This is a genomic window from Campylobacter sp. CNRCH_2014_0184h, assembly GCF_025772985.1.
Taxonomy (GTDB): domain Bacteria; phylum Campylobacterota; class Campylobacteria; order Campylobacterales; family Campylobacteraceae; genus Campylobacter_D.
Genome location: NZ_JAKMTB010000013.1, coordinates 1 through 16426, shown reverse-complemented (window position 1 = coordinate 16426; position 16426 = coordinate 1). Strand labels below are relative to the sequence as shown.

18 protein-coding genes are annotated in these 16426 nt (G+C 30.0%); 11 read left to right on the top strand and 7 right to left on the bottom strand.

Features of this window, described 5'->3' with window-relative positions:
- Positions 1 to 32: 32 nt before the first annotated feature.
- Genes ychF through rpiB form a run of 6 tightly spaced genes read right to left on the bottom strand, consistent with a single transcriptional unit; the run spans position 33 to position 4475 of the window.
- Positions 33 to 1133: a redox-regulated ATPase YchF gene (gene ychF / locus L8X36_RS07780; RefSeq protein ID WP_263679342.1), complete on the bottom strand. Its 1101-nt coding sequence runs from the start codon at positions 1131 to 1133 to the stop codon at positions 33 to 35.
- Positions 1130 to 2581 (bottom strand): leucyl aminopeptidase, encoded by a 1452-nt coding sequence (locus tag L8X36_RS07775; protein WP_263683293.1) that lies wholly within the window; start codon positions 2579 to 2581, stop codon positions 1130 to 1132. Before L8X36_RS07775 ends, ychF begins: the two co-directional genes overlap by 4 nt.
- Entirely contained in the window at positions 2578 to 3171 is a 594-nt protein-coding gene (locus L8X36_RS07770) for a DedA family protein (protein WP_039668313.1), read from the bottom strand. The genes L8X36_RS07775 and L8X36_RS07770 overlap by 4 nt, the downstream gene beginning before the upstream one ends.
- Before the next feature lies 1 nt (position 3172).
- Complete coding sequence (gene apt / locus L8X36_RS07765) at positions 3173 to 3709, bottom strand: adenine phosphoribosyltransferase (protein ID WP_263683294.1); 537 nt, start codon at positions 3707 to 3709, stop codon at positions 3173 to 3175.
- Positions 3709 to 4041 carry a hypothetical protein gene (locus L8X36_RS07760; RefSeq protein WP_039618138.1) on the bottom strand — a complete coding sequence of 111 codons (333 nt, stop codon included), beginning with the start codon at positions 4039 to 4041 and terminating at the stop codon, positions 3709 to 3711. Before L8X36_RS07760 ends, apt begins: the two co-directional genes overlap by 1 nt.
- Complete coding sequence (gene rpiB / locus L8X36_RS07755) at positions 4038 to 4475, bottom strand: ribose 5-phosphate isomerase B (RefSeq protein ID WP_263683292.1); 438 nt, start codon at positions 4473 to 4475, stop codon at positions 4038 to 4040. The genes L8X36_RS07760 and rpiB overlap by 4 nt, the downstream gene beginning before the upstream one ends.
- A 139-nt stretch (positions 4476 to 4614) precedes the next feature.
- On the opposite strand from rpiB, the gene L8X36_RS07750 reads away from it, so the two are divergent.
- Positions 4615 to 5166: a CheB methylesterase domain-containing protein gene (locus L8X36_RS07750; protein WP_263683291.1), complete on the top strand. Its 552-nt coding sequence runs from the start codon at positions 4615 to 4617 to the stop codon at positions 5164 to 5166.
- A gap of 9 nt (positions 5167 to 5175) precedes the next feature.
- Positions 5176 to 5958, top strand: a complete 783-nt coding sequence (locus tag L8X36_RS07745) for a CheR family methyltransferase (protein ID WP_263664281.1) — start codon at positions 5176 to 5178, stop codon at positions 5956 to 5958.
- Here the strand turns inward: L8X36_RS07745 and L8X36_RS07740 are convergent.
- A complete protein-coding gene (locus L8X36_RS07740) occupies positions 5955 to 7148 on the bottom strand; it encodes an MFS transporter (protein WP_263683290.1) in 1194 nt (397 codons plus the stop codon). The genes L8X36_RS07745 and L8X36_RS07740 overlap by 4 nt on opposite strands.
- 105 nt (positions 7149 to 7253) lie before the next feature.
- Here L8X36_RS07740 and L8X36_RS07735 point away from each other — a divergent pair, with 105 nt between their 5' ends.
- From L8X36_RS07735 to L8X36_RS07695, 9 genes are all read left to right on the top strand, one after another.
- A complete protein-coding gene (locus L8X36_RS07735; RefSeq protein WP_039618147.1) occupies positions 7254 to 8300 on the top strand; it encodes a dehypoxanthine futalosine cyclase in 1047 nt (348 codons plus the stop codon).
- Positions 8300 to 9520, top strand: coding sequence for a M16 family metallopeptidase (locus tag L8X36_RS07730; protein ID WP_263683289.1), 1221 nt, complete (start codon positions 8300 to 8302; stop codon positions 9518 to 9520). The genes L8X36_RS07735 and L8X36_RS07730 overlap by 1 nt, the downstream gene beginning before the upstream one ends.
- Positions 9510 to 11333 (top strand): ATP-dependent DNA helicase RecG, encoded by a 1824-nt coding sequence (recG, locus tag L8X36_RS07725; protein WP_263683288.1) that lies wholly within the window; start codon positions 9510 to 9512, stop codon positions 11331 to 11333. Before L8X36_RS07730 ends, recG begins: the two co-directional genes overlap by 11 nt.
- Positions 11326 to 11928, top strand: a complete 603-nt coding sequence (locus tag L8X36_RS07720; protein WP_263683287.1) for a Crp/Fnr family transcriptional regulator — start codon at positions 11326 to 11328, stop codon at positions 11926 to 11928. Before recG ends, L8X36_RS07720 begins: the two co-directional genes overlap by 8 nt.
- Positions 11929 to 11971: 43 nt before the next feature.
- A complete protein-coding gene (locus L8X36_RS07715; protein WP_039618152.1) occupies positions 11972 to 12619 on the top strand; it encodes an amino acid ABC transporter permease in 648 nt (215 codons plus the stop codon).
- Entirely contained in the window at positions 12612 to 13271 is a 660-nt protein-coding gene (locus tag L8X36_RS07710) for an amino acid ABC transporter permease (RefSeq protein ID WP_039625942.1), read from the top strand. The genes L8X36_RS07715 and L8X36_RS07710 overlap by 8 nt, the downstream gene beginning before the upstream one ends.
- Before the next feature lies 1 nt (position 13272).
- Positions 13273 to 14010, top strand: coding sequence for an amino acid ABC transporter ATP-binding protein (locus tag L8X36_RS07705; protein ID WP_115645435.1), 738 nt, complete (start codon positions 13273 to 13275; stop codon positions 14008 to 14010).
- A 107-nt stretch (positions 14011 to 14117) separates the two neighbouring features.
- Positions 14118 to 14915 (top strand): cysteine ABC transporter substrate-binding protein, encoded by a 798-nt coding sequence (locus L8X36_RS07700; protein WP_412175679.1) that lies wholly within the window; start codon positions 14118 to 14120, stop codon positions 14913 to 14915.
- Positions 14916 to 14917: 2 nt separating this feature from the next.
- Positions 14918 to 16138: an MFS transporter gene (locus tag L8X36_RS07695; RefSeq protein ID WP_263683285.1), complete on the top strand. Its 1221-nt coding sequence runs from the start codon at positions 14918 to 14920 to the stop codon at positions 16136 to 16138.
- The last annotated feature ends 288 nt before the right edge of the window (positions 16139 to 16426 follow it).

Below are 16426 nucleotides of genomic sequence, written 5' to 3'. Positions count from 1 at the left end.
GATTGCAAGCTTGAAATAGCTTGCAAATTTTATTAAACATTAAATCTAAAATGCATTACATCGCCATCTTGTACGATATAATCTTTTCCTTCAAGGCGTAGTTTTCCTGCTTCTTTAGCGCCACTTTCTCCTTTGCAAGCGATATAATCTTCATAAGAAATCACTTCAGCTTTGATAAAACCTTTTTCAAAGTCGTTGTGGATTACACTTGCTGCTTTTGGTGCTTTCCAGCCTCTTTGTATAGTCCATGATCTAACTTCTATTTGACCTGCTGTAAAATAGCTAATTAGATTAAGCTTTGAAAATGCTGTGCGTATAACTACTTCAAGCCCACTACGTTCAATCCCTAAAGATTTTAAAAACTCAAAATGCTCCTCATCGCTTAAAGCTATCATTTCCTCTTCTATTTTAGAGCAAAGTTTGATAACCTCATGACCTGATTTTGCTGCAAATTCTTTGAGGTTTTTTACAAATTCATTATCTTCTAAAAGGGAATTCTCATCTACATTTGCCCCATATATCACTTCCTTAGCTGAAAGCAATCTTAGTTCTTTTATAAGAGCATGATAGACTTCATTTTTATTTGGAAATGAGCTTGCACTATTGTTTTGATTTAAATGTTCTAAAAGCTCATTAGCTAAAGCCAAACTTTCTTTTGCACCTTTTTCATTAGCTTTTGCGCCTTTGGTGAGTTTTTCTATTTTTTTACTAAGTTGTTCTATATCTGCTAATATAAGTTCTGTTTCTATGATTTGCACATCACGCACAGGATCAACACTGCCCGCAACATGGGTGATATTTTCATCATCAAAACAACGCACAATATGTAAAATCATCTCTGTTTCGCGTATGTTAGATAAAAATTTATTACCCAAACCCTCGCCTTTGCTAGCGCCAGCTACTAAACCTGCTATATCAACAAATTCTATATTTGAGCGTATGATTTTTTGTGGATTGACAATCTTTGCTAGCTCTTTTAAGCGATGATCAGGTACAGGTACGACTGCTTTGTTTGGCTCTATGGTACAAAATGGATAATTTGCACTTTCTGCATTTTGTGCTCTTGTTAGTGCATTAAAAGTGGTAGATTTTCCGACATTTGGAAGTCCTACTATACCAACTGATAAACTCATTTTTGTTTCCTTGAAAGATAAAGTAAATATGAAAGGCACATTCTAACACCTGCTCCACTTGCACCAAAGCTATGATAACCCCAAGCTTTTTCTAAGTAAGCTGGCCCTGCGATGTCTAAATGTAGCCATTTGTCTTTGTATTCTTCTCTAATGAAAGAATTTAAAAATAACCCCGCTGTAATAGCCCCACCATAACGACTTGAAGAGGTATTGCTAACATCTGCTATATTTGATTTTATAAGTTCTTTTAAATGTGGATTAAAATGTAAAATAGTAGCTAAATCTCCACTTTTTTTACTTACTTTGAAAAAATCATTTTGTAAATCTTCATTATTACCCATGATAGCACTTGTGTATTCTCCAAGTCCCACTACGCAAGCTCCAGTTAGAGTGGCAAGATCTATTAATAAATCAGGTTTTAGATCTTGAGCAAGTGAAAGACAATCTGCTAAAACTAATCTTCCTTCTGCGTCGGTATTTCTAACCTCTATACTCACACCTTCTCTTGAGATAAGTACATCATCAGGCTTGTAAGCATTTCCACCTATCATGTTTTCAGTTGCACCTATGATAGAATGCACTTCTATATCAAGGTTTAATTCACTTGCGCCTTTGATGATGGCCATTGCCGCTGCACCACCGCTTTTATCTGATTTCATCGTTAGCATATAATCAGCAGGTTTTAAACTAAGTCCACCACTATCATAAGTTAGTCCTTTGCCTACAAACACTACTTTCATTTTTGGATTTTGTGGTTTGTATGAAAGATGAATGAGTTTTGGAGGATGGATCGATGCACGATTTACCGCTAAAAATGCTTGCATTTTTTCTTGCTCTAAGAAATCACTCTCATAGATTTTACATGAAATCTTGCAATCATTTTGACTTAAGCTAAGAGCATCCTCAGCCATTTTTGCAGGAGTATAAATTTGAGGAATTTCATTTACGATATTTTTTGCAAAATCACAAGCATTTGAAAAAACCTGACCATAGTTTATACCTATGCAAGCTTCTTCTAGGTTATATGTTTTGTTGTTAATTTCATCTTTTGAAATGAAAATATTCTCTAACTTACTCTGTATTTTTTCTTTTTTATATTTATCAAACTCATAAGCACCAAAAGTAAATCCTTGAATCATGGCATTAAAACTATTTACTACGCATTTTCCTACAACACTCTTTGTTTTAACACTTTGAATTTCAAGTTTTTTTAAAGCTTTATAAGCATTTGCAAAAGCAAGTCTTATATCTTCATATTCTAAACTTTTAAGTTCACTATAAAGAATTTTATTTTGCATATCTATGCAAATTCCTTCGCCTTTATAATTTGAAAGTTTAAAGAGTTCTTGACTTTGAGTGTATTTTTCTATCTTTTTATCTTGTATTAAAATGATTTCAAAGTCAGCATTTATAGAATTTATAGTTTCTTCTTTAAAATTAAAAATCATTTATGCTCCCTTTTTCTAAGTATTGATTTTTCTATTTGTTTCATACCTAAAAATAAAGCAAGTAAAAAACAAGCAATAATAGGTACTGCAAAATACCAGTGATCTCCAGCCCATTCCACTGCAAGCCAAATTTGTTTTCCAAAAAACCATGCAAGTAAAATGGTTATGGCAGCCCAAGCCCAAGCACTAATGAGATTAATAAATGCAAATTTTTTCGCACTATAGCGTGTTAGTCCTATGCTCATAGGTATAATGGTTCTAAAACCATACATATATCTTTGTATGAATATAATAGGCCAGCCAAAACGCTGCAAGAGTAAATGTGCTATGGCAAATTTACGCCTTTGGGTACGAAGTTTTTTCTGAATGTATTTTTTATTATATCTTCCTATATAAAAGTATATTTGATCACCTACAAAACCACCCAAACCTGCTACAAAGATGATAAGTCCTAAATTTACATGACCTTCATGTGCAAAAATACCTGCTAAAATAAGCGCAAGTTCTCCCTCAAGTATGCACCATAAAAACACGATGATATAAGCCCAGTTTTTATAATCATACAAAAGTTGTTTTAAAAATTCTTCCATTTTATACCTCTAAAACACTATAAACAGAAGTTAATTTAGCTAATTCTTTAGCTCCATCAAGACCTTTTAATTCTAGTAAAAAACAAGCTTCAACGCATTTTGCATTGAGTTTTTCTATGAGTTTAACAGCAGCGATAGCTGTGCCACCTGTTGCGATGAGATCATCTATAAGTAAAACGTTTGCTTTTTGATTATTAAATGCATCGATATGAATTTCTATGGTATCACTACCATATTCTAAGCTATAAGATTCTTGCAAGCATTTTGAAGGTAATTTACCTGGTTTTCTAATAGGCACAAAAGGTAGTTTTAATCTAGCGCTTAGCGCAGCTCCAAAAATAAAACCTCTACTTTCTATACCAACGATATAATCAAGTTTTGCATTTTGGTATTTTTCAACTAAATGATCCATTAAAAATGCAAATGCTTCTTTATTATTTAATAAAGTAGTGATATCTCTAAAGATAATTCCTTCTTTTGGAAAATCCTTAATAGCTCTAATGCTATCTAATAAGTATTTTTTATCTTGTTCTTTCATCATAGTAATGCCTCGATTTTTGCTTCTAATTCTTTGATTCTTTGTCTTAACTTTTCATTTTCGATACGATATTGTGAATTTCTTGTTCTAAGAGAGGTTAGGTCTGCTTTGCTTTTGTTTAATTCCTCAGTTAAAATGTCAATATTGCCCAAACTTCTTTGAAGCTGTACTTGTAATTTTCTAATGACTATTTCAGTATCATCAAGATTATTTTTTATGAATTCTTTTGCTACTTTTTCTTTATGAAGTAAGGTTTTATAATAAAGCAACATAATAGTCATATAAATACTAACACAAATTAATACAGTTAATACAAGCCAACTTAAAATCATAATTTTGCCTCTATTTTGCTAATTCGCACGCAATGTCTTCCACCGCTAAAAGAAGTATTAATGAAATTTGAGATGATTTCAAAAGCCATATCTACTCCGGTTAGTCTAGCTCCTAAGGCTAAAACATTTGCATCGTTATGTTCTCTTGAGAGTCTAGCGCTTAAAGGTTCATTACACAAAGCACAGCGTATATTTGTATGGCGATTTGCTGCTATACTCATACCAATACCTGATCCACACACTAAAATTCCAAAACTATTTTCGTCAATTTTAGAACTTAATAAATGTGCATAATCAGGATAATCACAACGATCATTACTAAAAGGACCTAAGTCTTCAAAGCTTATATTTTTTTCTTGTAAAAAATTGATAATTTCTTGCTTTAAAATAAAGCCAGCATGATCACTTGCTATGTAAATTTTTTCTCTTAACATTTAATAATCACTTATCATTTGAAATTTAAAGTATTAATTCTATCATATTTAATTAAAATTTTTCTTTCTTGTATATAATTATTTTTTAATATTTTCAAATATTTAATTTGATATAATAATACTAAACTTAAGGTAAAAAATGAAGCTTATTTTGATTGGTTCTTCAACGGGCGGTCCAAGCCAACTAAAGTTTTTACTTAATGATATAGAACTTAAAGATTGTGCGGTAGTGATTGCCCAACATATGAACCCAGCTTTTATTCCTTCTTTTGTAAATCAATTCAACAAAGAAGCAAAAAGTGATGTGATTGTACCAAACGACAAAGAAGTTTTAAAAAATAAAATTTATATTTGTCAAAGAAATATGGTTTTAAGCGGAAATAATGCTTTGGTATTAAATGCTACAGAACAAATAAGTAGCTTTAACCCAGGGATAGATGTTTTGTTTCATTCGGCTGTAAATCTTTGCAAATATCATAAAATTTTAGCCTTGATCATGACAGGAATGGGTGATGATGGTGCTAAATCTTTATTTGAGCTTTATAAAGTTGGTGTGAGGTGTTTATGTGAAAATGAGGCAGATTCTATAGTATATGGAATGCCAAAAAAAGCTAGAGATACTAATCCAAATTTAAAACCTATGAGTTTAATAGAACTCAAAAAAGAAATAATAAATTTTATCAAATCATAGGATGGAAAGATGATAAAAATTACAGAAAATGAAATGAATGATTTTATAAAAATAGTAGAGCAAATAAGTGGAAACAATCTTAATACTAAAAAAGATATTTTATCTATAAAGCTACCTAAATTTTTACAAGAATTAGGTTTAAGTAGTCTTAGCGAATTAAATGAAAAAGTACAGTTTCAAAGAAATTTAAAGCAAGAAACTATGGATTTTATCACAGTTTGTGAGACATATTTTTTTAGAGAATTAGAGCAATTAAAAGATGTAATTTTTTATATAAAATCTCTTGATCGACCTGTAAATGTGCTTTGTGCCCCATGTTCAAGTGGTGAAGAAGTGTATTCTTTAGCTATTTTAGCAAGTGAGAATTTTGTTAAAGGTATGAATATAGTTGGTATAGATATTAATAAAAAAATGATAGATAAATGCAATGAAATGTTATATTCAGAGCGCTCAGTAGCTAGATTAAACACTATGCAAAAAACGCGTTATTTTGATGTAAAAGATAGAATGTATCAGCTTAAAAAAGAAACCTTAGCTTGCAGATGTCGTTTCGAGCTTTGTAATGTTTTTGATGATTCTTTATTTAAACTTGGGAAATTTGATGTGATTTTTTCAAGAAATATGATGATATATTTTGATCAAGATTTCAAAATAAGACTAATGGAGCGTTTCCATAGGATATTAAATAGAGAAGGTAGAATATACCCAGGAAAATCAGATCTTGTACCTGAAACAGCGTATTTTGAAAAAAACTTTTCAGCAGGTGGGGTTTATTATTCTAAGGTGGATTAATTATATTTTTTATTAAACCACCACCAATAAATCGCCGCAAAGATAAAACATACTCCTAAGCCAAAAGTAAAATGGCTTAATTTTACTCCATAAAATTCAAATAAATATCCTGTTGAAAAAGCAATAATTGCACTAAAAGTTAAATACACCATATCATTATAGGCAATCACTCTACCATAATATCTTTTATCACAATCATTTTGCAAAAGTGTGTAAGTATAGCTCCATAAAGATGAAGTACAAAAACCTGCCATTACTAAGCCTATAAAGGCAAGATAAAAGTTAAATTGCAAGCAAGCCCAAAGCATTATACCTATACCTTGCGCTAAGTATAAATATACTAAAGTGTTTTTATTAATATAAGGACTAAGCACATAAGGTCCTATGAGTAAAGATATGGCTCTTATAGCATTAGAAAGCCCTATGGCTAGAGGTATGGAAATAACTTTTGCGTATTCATATTCAGCTAAAAGAGTAATTAAAACATCATAAGCGGTTATCCCTACAACTCCATGAAGTAAAATCAAATGAATGATTTTTTTATTGTTAAATACATAAACTAAACCTTCTTTGATTAATATAAAAAGATTGTTTTGTGTGGTATTTTTTTCATCAGGTAAGATTAAAGTTTTAAGTATAAGCATAGCGCAAAACAGCATTAAAGTATCAGCTATGAAAGCTGGTTTTACTCCAAAAAGATCTATAAAAAGTCCTGCTGCGCCCATACCCAAAGCATATGATACAGCCCATATAATACTATGAAGCTCATTGCCTAGTTTTAATTCTTGCGGGGTTAAAATTTTAGGTAAAACTGACATTTCTGTTTGAAAATACATGCTTGCAACCGCCATACGCACAAAGGTTAAAAAGTATAAAAACCAAAGCATAGCTAAAGAATTTACAAAAATTAGCATAAAAATAGAAATCATCTCAATGCTAATCATTGTTAGTAATAAATTCTTAGGTTTAAATCTATCTACTATAACTCCGTTTATAGGTGCAAGTATAATAGAAGGTAAAAAAACAAAAATAGCTGAAAAGCCTATGATATTTGCAGGTGCTTGTAGCTCTTTGGTTAAGAGGGTAAAAACACCTACTTGGGAAAACCATGCACCAAAATAACTTATAAATTGTACCATTGCTAAAAGGCGAAAAGTTTTATTATTTTTAAGTAAAGACCTATAAGTCATGAGTATCCTATGAATATATGAAATTAAAGGGCTTGATTATATCGTTTTTAAGATTATTTTACATTTAAATGCTATAATAATTCTTTTTTATAAAAAAGGTTAATAATGAATAGATTAAGTAAAAAAGAAGCATTAAATTTACTCCAAAATGCACCTTTATACGAATTAGGCGCAATGGCATATGAGAAAAAATTAGAGCTTCACCCTGAAAAAATAACTACTTTTGTGGTGGATAGAAATATAAATTATACAAATATTTGCTGTATTGATTGTGATTTTTGTGCTTTTTGTAGAAAAGAAAAAGATGATGATTCTTATATTTTAAAATATGAAGAAATAGGGCAAAAAATAGAAGAATTACAAGCCATAGGTGGAACGCAAATTTTATTTCAAGGCGGGGTGCATCCAAAACTTAAAATAGAATGGTATGAAGACTTGCTTTCTTATATAAAAACTAATTATCCAACCATCACTGTGCATGGTTTTTCAGCAGTAGAGATAGCTTATATAGCAAGAGTTTCTAAAATTTCTATAGAAGAGGTTTTAAAAAGATTACAAGCTAAAGGACTTTTTTCTATACCTGGAGCGGGTGCTGAAGTATTAAGCGATAGGGTAAGAGATATCATCGCACCACACAAATGTGACACAGCCACCTGGCTTAGAGTGCATGAGAGTGCGCATAATATAGGTATGAAAAGTACTGCTACAATGATGTTTGGTACGGTTGAAAATGATGAGGAAATCATTGAACATTTTGATCATTTAAGAAATTTACAAGATAAAACAAATGGTTTTAGAGCTTTTATTTTATGGTCATTTCAAAGCGAAAATACTCCTTTGATTAAAAAACATCCTGAAATCATCAAGCAAAGCTCTAATAGGTATTTAAGATTGCTAGCTTTGGCAAGATTATATTTGGATAATTTTAAAAATTTGCAAAGTTCATGGGTAACGCAAGGCTCTTTAATAGGCCAACTTGCTTTAAAATTTGGCGCAAATGACTTAGGTTCAACTATGATGGAAGAAAATGTCGTAGCTGCAGCGGGTGCAAAATATAGAATGAATCAAGAACAAATGATAGAACTTATCAAAGATATAGGAGAATTACCTGCTAAACGCGATACAGCTTATAATATTTTAGAAAGGTTTTAATGCTAAATTTAGACTTTAATAATACTAAAATAGACATAATATATGAGTATGAAAATGAGCTTCCTGTAGTATTTTTTAAACTCATTTTTAAAAATAGTGGAAAAATAGCAGAAAAACACAATAGAGGTTGTGCAAGTATGTTTGCTAGGCTTTTAAATGAAGGAAGTAATGATGAGTTTTTTAAAAGCTTAGAATACCGTGCTATAGAGCTTTATGCTAAGGCTAGTTTTGAGCATTTTCAAATTAGTATTAAATGCTTGAAAGAACATTTTGATTTTGCTTTAGAAAAATTACAAGAATTGTTTTTAAATGTGCGTTTTGATGAAAAAATCTTACAAAGATTAAAAACTTTAGCCTTGGGTGAGCTTGCAAGTTTAAATACTGATTATGATTATCAAGCAAAAAGACTTTTGAATAAGAATGTTTTCAAAGATGAAATTTTTGCTAGTGGTCTTGATGGGACTAAAGAAAGCATAGAAAAGATTAGTTTAAAAGAATTACAAGATTTTATGAGTGAAAATTTAGTACTTGATAATGCTTTATTTGTTTTTGGTGGAGATATTAAAGAAGATGAAGCAAAGATTAAAGTAGAAAAAATTTGCCAAATTCTAAAAAGAAATGTCCCAAATCAAAACAAAAGCTATAAGCTCGTTGATGAGAGTATAGAAGTAAGTGAGCAAAAAAGCACTGAGCAAGCTTATATATACTTTTGCTCTCCATTTAATATACAAATTAATGATGAGAAAATGTATTTAGCTAAACTTGCTTTATTTATCTTGGGTCAAGGTGGTTTTGGTTCGCGTTTGATGGAGGAAGTGCGTGTAAAAAGAGGCTTGGCGTATTCAGCATATGCTATGCTTGATGTAAATTTAAATTATAGTAGAGTTTTTGGGTATTTGCAAACTAAAAATGAAAGTTCTAATGAGGCTAAAACTTTAGTTAAGGAAGTTTTTGAAAATTTTGTCCAAAATGGAGTCAATGAAAAAGAATTTCAACTAGCTAAGCAATTTTTAGTAGGTTCTATGCCTTTAAGATATGAAAGCTTGGCTAAAAGACTAGATATAATGTTAAATGAATATTTGCATGGTTTAAAACTTGGAAATTTAAAAGAAGAAATGCAAAAGATTAAAAACACTACTTTAAATGAGCTAAATGACTTTATCAAAGCACATAGTGAAATTACCAAAGTGAGTTTTGCAAGTATAGAAAATGAAAGTTGAAGAAAAGGATTTAAAACTACTTCATACTTTAGGGGTTAAAAATTGTATCGATTTGGCTTTGATTTTACCTAAAAAATTTGATGATTTTAGAATTTCAAAGTTTCCAAAAAATACATTTTGCACCCAAAATGTAAAAATTATCAGCACGCAAAATCATCACTCCCAGCTTTTTATACTTTGTGAATGTTTAGAATGGGGTATAAAAGCAAATATAGTAATCTTTCATCCCAATAAATGGCATTTTAAAATTTTTAAGCATAGTGCTTTGGTTTGTATCCATGCAAAGATGAATTTTTTTAATGGAATTTGGCAGTTTATAAACCCAAAAATAGTAAAAAATATAGGTCAAATAGTTCCTAAATATCAAATTAGCTCTATTAAAGATGAAAGTATAAAAAAACTTATCTTAAAATATGTCAATGAAGCTAATTTAAAAGCACTAAATTTAGAACAAAAATACATTAATTTACTTTTAAATTTACACAATTATGATGATTTAACTCTTTATGAAAATTTTAACGTCATAGTTAAAGACTTAAAATATATAGAAATTTTTAATCATTTAAGGCGTTTAAAGGGTAAAAAAATATCACAAAATGCTTATGAAATAGAACTTTTTGATATAAGCTCTTGGCTTAAGGGTTTAGAATTTAATCCTACAAATGATCAGCTTTTAGCGATAGAAGATATTAAAAAAGACTTACAAAATAAAGTTGCTAAAAGGCGTGTGGTGATGGGTGATGTGGGTTGTGGTAAGACTTTGGTTATACTTGCTGCAAGTTTGCTAGTATATCCTAAAAAGGCTATTTTAATGGCTCCAACTAGTATATTAGCAGAGCAAATTTATCATGAAGCAAAAAGACTTTTGCCTGATTTTGTTAATGTATTGCTTTTAAAAGGTGGTAAAAAAGATAAAGATTTAGCAAAATTAAAAGAACAAGCTCATTTTATCATAGGTACACATGCACTCATTCATCAAGAAGAATTTGAAGCAGTTTTAGTGATGATAGATGAGCAACACCGCTTTGGTTCTAATCAAAGACAAAAAATAAGCGAGCTTAGCAAAAACTCTCAATATGCTCCACATATCGTGCAATTTTCTGCCACACCTATACCAAGAACACTTTCTATGATACAAAGTGAGCTTGTAAATTTTAGTTTTATTAAACAAATGCCTTTTAAAAAAGATATTAAAACTTTTTGCATACAAGATAAAGATTTTAAATATTTGCTTAAAAAAATCGATGATGAGCTAGTTAAAAATCACCAAGTAATCATCATTTATCCTTTGGTAAATGAAAGTGAAAATATAGATTATTTATCATTAGAGCAAGCACAAGGATACTGGATAAATAAATACAAAAATGTTTATGTAACCCATGGAAAAGATAAAAATAAAGATCAAATTTTACAAGAATTTAGAGAAAAAGGCACGATTTTGCTTTCTACAACTGTGGTTGAAGTGGGGATTTCTTTACCAAGACTAAGTGTGATTGTAGTTGTTGGGGCTGAAAGACTTGGGCTTGCTACCTTACATCAGCTTCGAGGTAGGGTAGGTAGAGTGGGGCTTGAGAGCTTTTGTTATTTATATACTAAGCAAAAAGAAATTCCAAGTCGTTTGCTTGAATTTGCTAAAACTTTAGATGGATTTAAAATAGCCGAGCTTGATTTAAAAAACAGGTTAAGTGGAGATTTACTAGATGGTAGAGTGCAACATGGCAATCACTTTAAATTTTTTGATTTTGCAGATGATGAAGAGTTAGTTTTAAAAGCAAAAGAAAGTATCAAAAATATGGAAAAAGAAAATGGATAAACACTTTGAAATTTTAATTTCTAAAGGCAAGAAAAAACATTTTAGCAAAGGGAATATTTTATTTTTTCAAGGTGAAAAAGCAAATAAAATTTACATTTTACTAAGTGGAAAAGTGCGTATATACAAGGTGAATGCAAAAGGTTTTGAGCTAACGCTACATACTCTAACTCCAGTAAATTTTATAGCTGAAATGCCTGTGTTTGAGGGTATTAATTACCCAGCTAATGCTATTTGTGAGCAAGATTGTGAAATTTGTGTTTTTGATTTTGATGAATTTAAAAAATTATGCTTAGAAAATGGAGAATTTAGCTTTTTACTTTTGACTTCTTTAATCGGTAAAATTCGAATTTTAGAAAATTTTATCAGACAAAAATCTTTGGATTTAAAGTCAAGATTAGTCAGCTTTTTACTAGAAAATGAAGAAAAATTACAAAATTTAAAGCAAAAAGAAATTGCTGTGATTTTAAATTTACCCCCAGAATCTTTATCGCGTTTTTTAAAAGAATTAAAACAAAATGAGCTTATTTGCACAAATAAAGGTAAAATAGCAATTTTAAATAAAGAAAAAATGCAAAATTTAATTAAGTCTTTTTAAGTCTTATTTGTTACAATATTGTATTTAAAGTATGGAAGGTTTTATGGATTTTGATTTTTTAATCAAGTTTAGCCCTATGTTTATACAAGCTTCTTGGCTTACATTAAAACTTGCTATTTATGGGGTGTTTTTTTCATTTTTAGTAGGTTTATTTTGTGTGGGAGTGAGTTATTTTAAATTTTCTTTTTTAAATACAATCTGTAAAATTTATATAGAATTTTCAAGAAACACACCTTTATTAATCCAACTTTTCTTTTTATATTATGCCTTGCCTGAGTTTGGGATACACCTTAGTTCTTTTGCTTGTGCTGTGATAGGACTTAGTTTTTTAGGTGGTTCTTATATGGCTGAGAGCTTAAGAGCAGGTATGGAAGCAGTGAAAAAACAACAATATGAATCAGGACTTTCTTTGGGTTTGAGTAAATGGCAAAATTTCCGTTATATTATCATGCCTCAAGCTTTGGGTATAGCTATGCCAAGTATTAGTGCAAATATCATTTTTTTACTCAAAGAAACTTCTGTAGTAAGCATTATTGCTTTAGCAGATTTAGTATATGTGGCTAAAGATCTTATAGGACTTTATTATAAAAGTAATGAAGCATTATTTGCTTTGGTGCTTTGTTATTTGATCTTGATTTTACCTTTATCTTTAGTGTTAAACCGTATAGAAAAAAGGTTAAATTATGTTTGAAATTTTAAATCAAGATACCTTTTTTAGACTAGCACAAGGCTTAAAGGTTACTTTAGAGCTTTCATTGATTAGTGTTTTGATTTCACTTATTGGAGGAGTATTTTTTGGAATTTTAATGCATTCTAAAAATAAATTCCTTTATGCTTTTTGTCGTTTTATGCTTGAGTTTGTGCGTATTATGCCTTTGATTGTTTGGCTTTTTATAGTGCATTTTGGCTTGGCGAAATGGTTTGGATGGCATTTGAGTGCTTTGGGTTCAAGTATTATTGTTTTTAGTATTTGGGGCGTGTTTGAGATGATGGATTTGGTTAGATCATCTTTAGCAAGCATACCAAAACACCAGTATGAATCAGGGCTTTCACTAGGTTTTAATAAATTTGAAGTTTATCTTTTTATCATTATACCTTTATCTTTAAGAAGATTATTACCAATGAGTATTAATCTTTTTACAAGAATTATTAAAAGTACTTCAGTGATTTATCTAATCGGTGGCATAGAGCTTATTAAAGTAGGCCAACAAGTGATTGAGCTAAATTTATTTCAAAATTCTTACGCGGCTTTTGTGATTTATGGTTTGATTTTATTGATTTATTTTATACTTTGCTATCCTTTGTCGGTATATTCAAAGTTTTTAGAGAAAAAATGGAGCTAATATGAGCATTTTAAAAATACAAAATTTACAAAAATACTATGATGATCATCATGTTTTAAAAGATATAAATTTAGAAGTAAATCAAAAAGAAGTAGTGGTTATACTAGGTCCAAGTGGTTGTGGGAAATCTACACTTTTAAGATGTATTAATGGTTTAGAAGAAATGGCTGGTGGAGCTATTTTTGTAGATGATGAAAAAATTGATAAAAATTATAAAAAATGGACTCAAATTCGCCAAAAAATAGGCATGGTGTTTCAATCTTATGAGCTTTTTGATCATTTAAATGTGGAGCAAAATATACTTTTAGGACCTTTAAAGGTACAAAAAAGAAAAAAAGAAGAGGTTTTAGAAGAAGCAAAATACTGGCTTGATAGAGTAGGGCTTTTGCATAAATTAAAAGCCTATCCTAAAGAATTAAGTGGTGGACAAAAACAACGCATAGCCATAGTTAGAAGCCTTTGTATGAATCCTGAAATCATGCTTTTTGATGAAGTGACAGCAGCACTTGATCCTGAAATCGTGCGTGAAGTTTTAGATGTGATTTTAAATTTAGCAAAAGATGGTATGACTATGCTTATAGTTACACATGAAATGGGTTTTGCTAGAGCAGTTGCTGATAAAATAGTTTTTATGGATGATGGAAAAATAGTAGAAATTTCAAAGCCTGATGAATTTTTTGAAAATCCAAAAACTGATCGTGCGAAGAAATTTCTCAATTTGTTTGATTTTCATCGTTAATTTTATTTTAGAAAAGATTTGTTTAAAAAATTAATATAAGGTTTAAAAATTTAAATTTCAATCATTAAGGAAAAAATATGAAAAAGATTTTTCTTTTATCGTTTTTAATGGCACTTTTTTTTAGCGCCTGCTCAAATTCAAATTCTAATGAAAACTCTATAGAGAAAATCAAACAACAAGGTGTTATCCGCATAGGTGTGTTTGGTGATAAACCTCCATTTGGCTACCTAGATGCACAAGGAAAAAATCAAGGCTATGATGTATATTTTGCTAAACGTATAGCAAAAGAACTTTTGGGTGATGAGTCTAAAGTGCAATTTGTTTTAGTCGAAGCAGCAAATAGGGTGGAGTTTTTAGAGTCTAATAAGGTTGATGTGATTTTAGCAAATTTCACTAAAACTCCAGAAAGAGAAGCTGTGGTGGATTTTGCATTGCCTTATATGAAAGTTGCTCTTGGGGTAGTGGCTCCTAAGGGATCGGATATTAAAACTATAGATGATTTAAAAAACAAAACTTTGATTTTAAATAAAGGCACAACAGCTGATGCGTATTTTACAAAAAATATGCCAGAAATTAAAACGATTAAATTTGATCAAAACACAGAAACTTTTGCAGCTTTAATCGGTAAAAGAGGCGATGCGCTAAGCCATGATAATGCTTTACTTTTTGCTTGGGCTAAAGAAAATCCAAATTTTGAAGTAGTGATTAAAGAACTTGGAAATCATGATGTCATAGCTCCTGCTGTAAAAAAAGGCGATGAAGCTATGTTGAAATTTATCAATGATTTGACTATAAAATTACAAAATGAGCAGTTTTTTCACAAAGCTTATGATGAAACCTTAAAGCCATTTTTTAGCGATGATATAAAAGCTGATGATGTAGTAATCGAAGGTGGCAAAATTTAATAATGCAAAAAGCTTTTAAAAATACCATCTATGCTTCTTTAGGTGGTATTTTAGAATTTTATGATTTTGTTTTATTTATCTTCTTTGCAAGTGTTTTTGCAAAAATTTTCTTTCCTCAAAATGATGATTTTTGGCCATTAATCTATACCTATGTAGCCTTTGGAGCAGGGTATTTAGCTAGACCTTTTGGTGCTGTTGTTTTAGCACATTTTGCAGATATTAAAGGGCGTAAGAATGTTTTTTATGTCAGTATGCTTTTAATGGTCGTGCCAAGTTTTGTTTTGGCCTTTTTACCTACTTATGAAAGCATAGGACTTTTAGCTACTTTTATGCTTTTTATCATACGGATAGCTCAAGGACTAGCCATAGGAGCTGAAGTGAGTGGTGCTTGGGTTTTTGTGAGTGAATTTGTGAGTAAAAAAAGACTTGGCTTGGCACTTGGTTTTATTTCAGCGACTTTAACTTTAGGTTTATTACTTGGAAATTTAGCGACTTTAAGTATATATGCGTATTTTGATAAAGAAGAAGTAGAAAGCTTTGCTTGGAGAATTCCTTTTTTTATAGGAGGATTTTTTGGCATATTAGCTTTATTTTTGCGCACAAAGCTTAATGAAACGCCAGCTTTTAAAAACATAAAAGAGAAAGAAAAAATTTTAAATTTTCCACTTTTACAAGCTTTAAAAACACATAAAAAAAGCATGTTAATATGCGCTTTACTTACTGTGGTTTTAACAAGTGGGGTAGCTACTTTAATGATACTACCGCAATATTTTGAAAGCCTATTAGGAGTTAGTAAAACTACTGCTTTGTTATATCAAAATTTGGCCATAGTGATGATCATAGTAGGAAGTTTAGTACAAGGGTATTTGGCTGATTTTTTAGGACATTTTAGAATTTGTTTGATTTTTACTTTGGTTTTTGGAGTTTTTGGTGTAAGTTTTAGCTTTTATAATGAGTGGTTTTTATCATTTTACTTGCTTGCTTGTTTTGCGCAAGGCATTATAGCTTTTGCACCTATTTTTATGACTCAAATTTTTACTACAGAGTTAAGATCAAGTGGTCTTTCTTTTGCTTATAATATCTCTTATGCGATTTTAGGTTTTTTAACACCCTTTGTTGTTAATTTTATGTATGAGAAGTATTTTTATATTTATATTATTTTTATAGTGATTGCTAGTTTGTTAAGTATACTTTTAGTAAAAAATTCTTTTAAAAATTTATAACATTATTTTTTATTCAAACTCCCGATATCCCAACACATTCAAACGTTCATAATACCTTATTATTATACTAATATTTTATTATTGTTTATTTTTAAGCTTAAATTTATAAACATAGTATTAACATAAGTTATTTATTAACTAATTATTTGTAATACTAATTACAGATGATTAAAATATTACTTCAAAGGATTTCCCAATGACAACATTTACTTGTAAGCATATGGGGGGGGGAATAGCACTTTATTAAAACTCTCTTTTGCTACCATCATCTCTTTAAGCTCCCTACAA

Bases quoted from the DNA above. Each gene is read 5' to 3' on its own strand.
- ychF (WP_263679342.1), bottom strand. From the start codon at position 1,133: ATGAGTTTATCAGTTGGTATAGTAGGACTTCCAAATGTCGGAAAATCT.
- L8X36_RS07775 (WP_263683293.1), bottom strand. From the start codon at position 2,581: ATGATTTTTAATTTTAAAGAAGAAACTATAAATTCTATAAATGCTGAC.
- L8X36_RS07770 (WP_039668313.1), bottom strand. From the start codon at position 3,171: ATGGAAGAATTTTTAAAACAACTTTTGTATGATTATAAAAACTGGGCT.
- apt (WP_263683294.1), bottom strand. From the start codon at position 3,709: ATGAAAGAACAAGATAAAAAATACTTATTAGATAGCATTAGAGCTATT.
- L8X36_RS07760 (WP_039618138.1), bottom strand. From the start codon at position 4,041: ATGATTTTAAGTTGGCTTGTATTAACTGTATTAATTTGTGTTAGTATT.
- rpiB (WP_263683292.1), bottom strand. From the start codon at position 4,475: ATGTTAAGAGAAAAAATTTACATAGCAAGTGATCATGCTGGCTTTATT.
- L8X36_RS07750 (WP_263683291.1), top strand. From the start codon at position 4,615: ATGAAGCTTATTTTGATTGGTTCTTCAACGGGCGGTCCAAGCCAACTA.
- L8X36_RS07745 (WP_263664281.1), top strand. From the start codon at position 5,176: ATGATAAAAATTACAGAAAATGAAATGAATGATTTTATAAAAATAGTA.
- L8X36_RS07740 (WP_263683290.1), bottom strand. From the start codon at position 7,148: ATGACTTATAGGTCTTTACTTAAAAATAATAAAACTTTTCGCCTTTTA.
- L8X36_RS07735 (WP_039618147.1), top strand. From the start codon at position 7,254: ATGAATAGATTAAGTAAAAAAGAAGCATTAAATTTACTCCAAAATGCA.
- L8X36_RS07730 (WP_263683289.1), top strand. From the start codon at position 8,300: ATGCTAAATTTAGACTTTAATAATACTAAAATAGACATAATATATGAG.
- recG (WP_263683288.1), top strand. From the start codon at position 9,510: ATGAAAGTTGAAGAAAAGGATTTAAAACTACTTCATACTTTAGGGGTT.
- L8X36_RS07720 (WP_263683287.1), top strand. From the start codon at position 11,326: ATGGATAAACACTTTGAAATTTTAATTTCTAAAGGCAAGAAAAAACAT.
- L8X36_RS07715 (WP_039618152.1), top strand. From the start codon at position 11,972: ATGGATTTTGATTTTTTAATCAAGTTTAGCCCTATGTTTATACAAGCT.
- L8X36_RS07710 (WP_039625942.1), top strand. From the start codon at position 12,612: ATGTTTGAAATTTTAAATCAAGATACCTTTTTTAGACTAGCACAAGGC.
- L8X36_RS07705 (WP_115645435.1), top strand. From the start codon at position 13,273: ATGAGCATTTTAAAAATACAAAATTTACAAAAATACTATGATGATCAT.
- L8X36_RS07700 (WP_412175679.1), top strand. From the start codon at position 14,118: ATGGCACTTTTTTTTAGCGCCTGCTCAAATTCAAATTCTAATGAAAAC.
- L8X36_RS07695 (WP_263683285.1), top strand. From the start codon at position 14,918: ATGCAAAAAGCTTTTAAAAATACCATCTATGCTTCTTTAGGTGGTATT.